Raw genomic sequence first — 5,381 nt, forward strand, 5'->3', positions numbered from 1 at the left:
TGTGAATATTTTTGTTCCCTACTCCCTGTTCCCTACTGGGTGCATCTCATTTTTGCTGCTTGACCTGGTGGTGCGTTACGGGACGGGCTATCCTAACACTGGCGGTAGAGCGGAAAATTAGGGCGACCCCGCCCCTAACGCACCCTACGCCGATTCCGGATTCCCGATTCCCGATTCCCGATTCCCGATTCCCGATTCCCGATTCCCGATTCCCGATTCCCGATTCCCTGTTCCCTGTTTCCGGTGCTATAAGCTATGTCTGTTGCCTTAATTGCCCACTATCTTGGTCCTCGCTTAGGAATTGGGCAGTATCTCAATCGATTACTACCACCTCTAGTTGAGGAACTGATCAGCCGAGGCACTGAGGTGAAAATCTTGGCTTCTCCGAATGCGTTTGAGAATACCCCTACCCTACAGGAGTTGGCAGATAGTGTTAATATCCTACCACCGCTGGATTACTCCCCAGCTAAGCGGTATGGTTGGGTGGCGACTCGCTTGAGTGGGTATTGTGCTCAAGCAGGAGTAGACGCTCTAGTCTGGCTATCTAACCCGATCGTTCTGCCGTGGCATCCACCTACTATTGCTGTGATTCATGATGTGAATGAATGGAAAGCGGCTAATAAGTATGGCGATCGCATAAAAACGGCTTTGCGATCGCTAATTTACCTGGATGCCTCGATTCGTTTTGCCCAGCAGATTATCGTGGTCAGCAAAGCTACGGAGAATGACCTGCTACACTTTCGCCCTAACCCAAGGCTTCAACAGAAGCTGAAAACTATTCCCAATGGAGTAGACTCAGCCCTAGCTAAGTTACCGACCGTCTCAATTCCTGCTCCCACTGGACCATTCTTGTTATCCGTAGGTCGGATCGATCCAGCTGCCAAGCGTTTACCGGAAGCTGTGGCATTAACCACTCAACTCAGAGAGCTCAGTGGTGAACCTTGGGAATTGCATTTAGTGGGAGGGATGAATACTTCCACCCAAGCTAGCGGTGAAGCGTTCCTCAATTCAATTGAGAGTTTGCCTTGGGTTCAGTATCATGGCCACATAAGCGATCGCATTCTAGCTCAATGGTATCGAGAGGCAACAGCGGTAGTGTTTCTGTCTGACCGGGAGGGATTTGGACTACCGATTGCCGAAGCCGCATCATTTGGTCGTTTCGTGGTGGTATCTCAAGGGAATCAAGCCGGTCTGGAAGCGGGGGGTTCTGCCATTATTACTGTTGATCCTGATCAGCCCAGGGAGGCAGGCGAGAAGGTAATCGGTGGTTTGAAAGAAAAACAATTAGCTGAAATTAGTACTAATTTGCCCAAGTGGGAAACAGCAGCGATCGCCTATGCTGATGCGATTGCGCGCTGCTGAAATCTCTTACCCTGCTCCCCGTTGTACCGTTTTGTCAAAGGGTAACTTCAGTCTGAGAACACAGGATTGTGTTTCCTCGGACTGATGCTTCACTTTATAATGATAAAACCTAGAATCACTCAATTAAGCGCGTCTCAGTTTTGTGCGATACATCAGATAATAAAATGAAGTAAATAAAATCAGGGCAAAAAATCCAGCCGAAACTACGGATGTCGTAAGCGGAATCAACAGTAAAGAAGTCAGCAATTCAATTACAATTAAACTAATCAAAATCCCAACCACCATTTGACGTTTCATCAGACTACAAAGAATTGCTCCGGTTGGCGCACCCACTACCACAACTGGAACCGCCGCTAAGCAATAATTACTGACGGGAGTGACAAAATCCCCCAGGATAAAGTTATGAATTAAAAAGCCTGTGACGGCATTAATTGCCATCAAAATAACTGACGTTGGAGTGCTAACTTTCTCACACAAGCCAAACAGTAACACCATTACAGAGTAGGCAAAAACATCCATTCCACTCCCAACTAACCCACTAATCATACCCCCCATTAATCCGACGACTATAGATAAAATTTTTTCTCGTTTACCCCAGTGTTCAATCGTAAATTTACGTTCAGCCTTAGTTAAATTTAAGTGAATTAAAATGAGGGCAAAACTGCTCACCATCATTGTAAATGAAATTTTAATGACTTCGGGAGGAAGTAAAGGAGCCAGAAAAGCTGTTCCCATAAAAATACCTGGAATTCCCCCTAAACTCACCCAACGAATTAACTTCCATTCTACTGGAGTTTTCATAGCTACAATAGTAAAAGATGCGGCACTCATTCCAATACTTTGAATGGCTAAAGAAAAGAGTTTTGCATCGGGGGGAGAGACGTGAAGCCACTTTGTTAAAGCTGGAAAAGCAACTGCGCCTCCTCCCATACTTGTCGCTCCTGCAACCATGGAACCAAAGACCATTGTGAAAGCGAATTCCCAATGTTCAATCAGGTTATAAATAGCTCGACTGGGTTCAAGAATAATCAGCCAGCTTGTCCAAACTGTGAGTACACACAATAGACTATAACGAATAGAACGTTGGTATAAAATAAACTGAAAAAATGAATACATAAACTTTAAAATATTGAAGATAAGTGGATTGATACGGAAACGAATTATAGAAGTTTTTAAATTTATTTTTTAGCAAATATAATTAATATCGTTTCTCTGATTATAAAAAAAACGATTTAACAAGTATAAAAAAACATAGTTCAGTGATTACTGATTTAAAAAACAGTAAAAAAATGTAAGTTTAGTTTTATCAGTTGTGAAAATTTTGCGAATCAGTTGAGCATTATAAAGTAACGATTTTTTGCTCTTTTGGGGAGGAATTAACTCAATTTTCTAGTTGAAGTAGACTCAATGACGTGTGGAAGTAATTCTAGATAAAATTGAAAGATAGTTATTCTTTGTTGATTAATGATATAAAAACCATAGTTTATCTTGCTTATCTTTGGAAAAAATACGACTCAGCCTTGTCTGTTTATTGTGGGGGAATTTAAAATATTTAATTCCCCCTAAATTTCAAAGATAAACGTTTTTTGATGATGCTTTCACTATAGGAAACCTTTATCCAATTAATTTGAATCGACAATTAATATTCTCATTTGATGATTTACGATTTTTATTCAACAGAGCGCCTGCACTGCAAGCCATGAGTAGTAAACCGGAAATCAAAGAAGGCTCAGGAATATTTACATTGTCTTGATCATCTAAAGTACCAAATGTCATAACAAAATCTTCTAATTTAGACGGATTATCAGCCGTAAATAGTAGAGTGCGAGCGGAAAATTGTCCAAAATTACTAAAAGTATACTGGCTTCCTTGTGGCAAGTAAATAAAGGTATTAGGATCAGCACTAAAAGATTGATCGGCAACATTAATAGTTACCTCTCCATCCAACGTGTAGAGTGCTAAATCAGTTGGAGCTATTAATAATTCTTCAAGCCCTGAGTTTTGTTCGGGAATAAACACATCGAATAATGAGAGCAGTCCTTCCGTTTGGTCAACGTTAGCAACCTGTGTATAATTACTTCCACCTAACCAAAAAGAATTCGGATTCGGATCAGGGAGTAACAGAGGAAAATCATCCGGAGAATACCCATCAAGTAAGGTGTAAGTATTATCCTCACCCAAGGTTAAAAGGGCTTTATTTTGTAGGAGTGCAATACTGGTATCAATCGGATCAACTAAGGTCAGTTCAAAGTTCTGGTTTTCTGCACCTTCAATACCCGTAATCTCTACGTTCTGAATTCGTTCTCCATCCCCAAAGGTAACAGGAATTTCAGCAACAGTTGAGTCATCTTCAGGATTACTAACAATTAATGTCGCACTCGCTTTTCCATCAGCTTCACCCGGACGAATTACAACAAGTTCAGGATCACCCTCTTGAGTAATTCCAAATTGAGGGGGAGTAATGAGTAATGAGTCAGGTGCCACCACCCCAAAATCGCTCAACAGTTGGAAGCCACCCTCGATTAATTCAGGTGTTGGAAGTTGAGGAATAGGTGGATTATCAGAGGTTCCCGGTTGACCCAGCCCTTCAAATAGGCCATCAATTCCAGCTGGGATTACAAACTCTATGTGACGGGCAGGTCTTTCACCTGCATTAACAAAAGCATGGAGAACATTTTTCGGTTTAGAAATGAAGGTTCCAGGTGTCGCCGTAAAAAGTTGATCTTCAAGTTGATAGGTTATTTCTCCATCAAGAACGTAGACAAACTCATCTTCAAGGGTGTGATAGTGAGGGAGTGGCCCACCCGGTAAGGTAGTGAAATCAAAGATTGCTAACTGCCCATCAGTATTGTCACCGATTTCAACAAACTCTGCGTTGTCACTGAATAGCCAAAACCCTGGACGATCTACATCAGGTAATACAACTGGAGTGTCACCATCTGCTGTGATTTCAAGAGTATTTGAAGCTTCAGTAGCATTGGTCGGAATTGTAAAAGAAGAAACATTTGAAGAATCCTCTTGTTCATGCTGATGGAAATCCCAACTAAAGTGAGCTTCTGCAGGAAAACTAATTCCCAAAGTTAAGAGAAATGAGCTAGCAAAGTAAAATGCGGTAGACTTAGTCTTGGGATTCATGGGTATACCTACTAAAAACTTTGACAATGTAATATAGCAGTTCTAAATGATTCGTGAAATATATTAGGCAAAGCCATCGCTATAACCCTTGCCCAGCAACAATTCCAGAGATTGCTGATTTTACAAATGATTTAGAATTGCTATAGTCTGAAATTCTTTGGTCTTCCAAGGAATTCCAAAAATTATACAATTCCAACGTAGTTCCGGGCAAAATTTTTAGCAAAAGTTAATGAAGTTGTCAGTTGAGACAGTTTGGATTCACTTAATTTGCGTCGGAAACGCACATCTTCTAAATCTTCTCCTTCCGGTGAGTGCAGCATGGTTAACAAGCTGTAAGAGAATTCTTGAGCACGCCATATGTAGGGCAAGCGAATTTTGGAGTACCGCTCAAGATAAGAAATATCATGGTTTTCGAGATAGTAGCTAATCAGTGTTTCTGCTAAAACTCCCGCATCTTGCACCGCTAAATTTAAGCCTTTTCCACCCATTGGGGTAATAATATGAGCGGCATCTCCTGCTAATAATAATCGCTGATAAGCCATAGGTTCCATCACATAATTTCGCAGCTCCATAATACGCTTTTGAAAGATTTCACCTTCATTTAATGGGCATCCTTCTTTAGCAAGGCGCTGGTGTAAATTAGCCCAGATGCGTTCATCTGACCAATCGTCTAAAGTATCGGTGCTGGGAATTTGAAGGTAATAGCGAGAAATCTTGCTATTGCGAAGCATATGAGCCGCAAAACCATCTGGATGTACACCATAAAGAGTATGCTGGGCTGAAGGGGGAGCGTAGGCTAAAATGGCTAACCAGCGATAGTTGTATTGTTTGCGGTAAATGTCTACAGCTTCATGGGGAACAGATTGACGAGCTAAGCCATGATA

5 protein-coding genes are annotated in these 5,381 nt (G+C 41.5%); 2 read left to right on the top strand and 3 right to left on the bottom strand.

Annotated elements, in window-relative coordinates; all coding sequences use genetic code 11:
• Nucleotides 1-59 precede the first annotated feature (59 nt).
• Nucleotides 60-341 carry a hypothetical protein gene (locus F6K52_RS31665; RefSeq protein WP_293088267.1) on the top strand — a complete coding sequence of 94 codons (282 nt, stop codon included), beginning with the start codon at nt 60-62 and terminating at the stop codon, nt 339-341.
• Nucleotides 256-1,362, top strand: coding sequence for a glycosyltransferase (locus F6K52_RS31670; protein ID WP_293088269.1), 1,107 nt, complete (start codon nt 256-258; stop codon nt 1,360-1,362). The genes F6K52_RS31665 and F6K52_RS31670 overlap by 86 nt, the downstream gene beginning before the upstream one ends.
• Before the next feature lie 123 nt (nt 1,363-1,485).
• Here F6K52_RS31670 and F6K52_RS31675 read toward each other — a convergent pair whose 3' ends face one another.
• From F6K52_RS31675 to F6K52_RS31685, 3 genes are all read right to left on the bottom strand, one after another.
• Nucleotides 1,486-2,478, bottom strand: a complete 993-nt coding sequence (locus tag F6K52_RS31675; RefSeq protein WP_293088272.1) for a sulfite exporter TauE/SafE family protein — start codon at nt 2,476-2,478, stop codon at nt 1,486-1,488.
• A 498-nt stretch (nt 2,479-2,976) separates the two neighbouring features.
• Complete coding sequence (locus F6K52_RS31680; protein WP_293088274.1) at nt 2,977-4,497, bottom strand: cupin domain-containing protein; 1,521 nt, start codon at nt 4,495-4,497, stop codon at nt 2,977-2,979.
• Between the two features lie 182 nt (nt 4,498-4,679).
• The coding region (locus F6K52_RS31685) for an FAD-dependent monooxygenase (protein ID WP_293088276.1) at nt 4,680-5,381 on the bottom strand (702 nt) is incomplete at its 5' end.

This window comes from Moorena sp. SIO3H5 (genome assembly GCF_010692395.1).
Lineage (GTDB): Bacteria > Cyanobacteriota > Cyanobacteriia > Cyanobacteriales > Coleofasciculaceae > Moorena.

Excerpts from the sequence above, each read along its gene's own strand:
- F6K52_RS31670 (WP_293088269.1), top strand. The coding sequence starts at position 256 with ATGTCTGTTGCCTTAATTGCCCACTATCTTGGTCCTCGCTTAGGAATT.
- F6K52_RS31675 (WP_293088272.1), bottom strand. The coding sequence starts at position 2,478 with ATGTATTCATTTTTTCAGTTTATTTTATACCAACGTTCTATTCGTTAT.
- F6K52_RS31680 (WP_293088274.1), bottom strand. The coding sequence starts at position 4,497 with ATGAATCCCAAGACTAAGTCTACCGCATTTTACTTTGCTAGCTCATTT.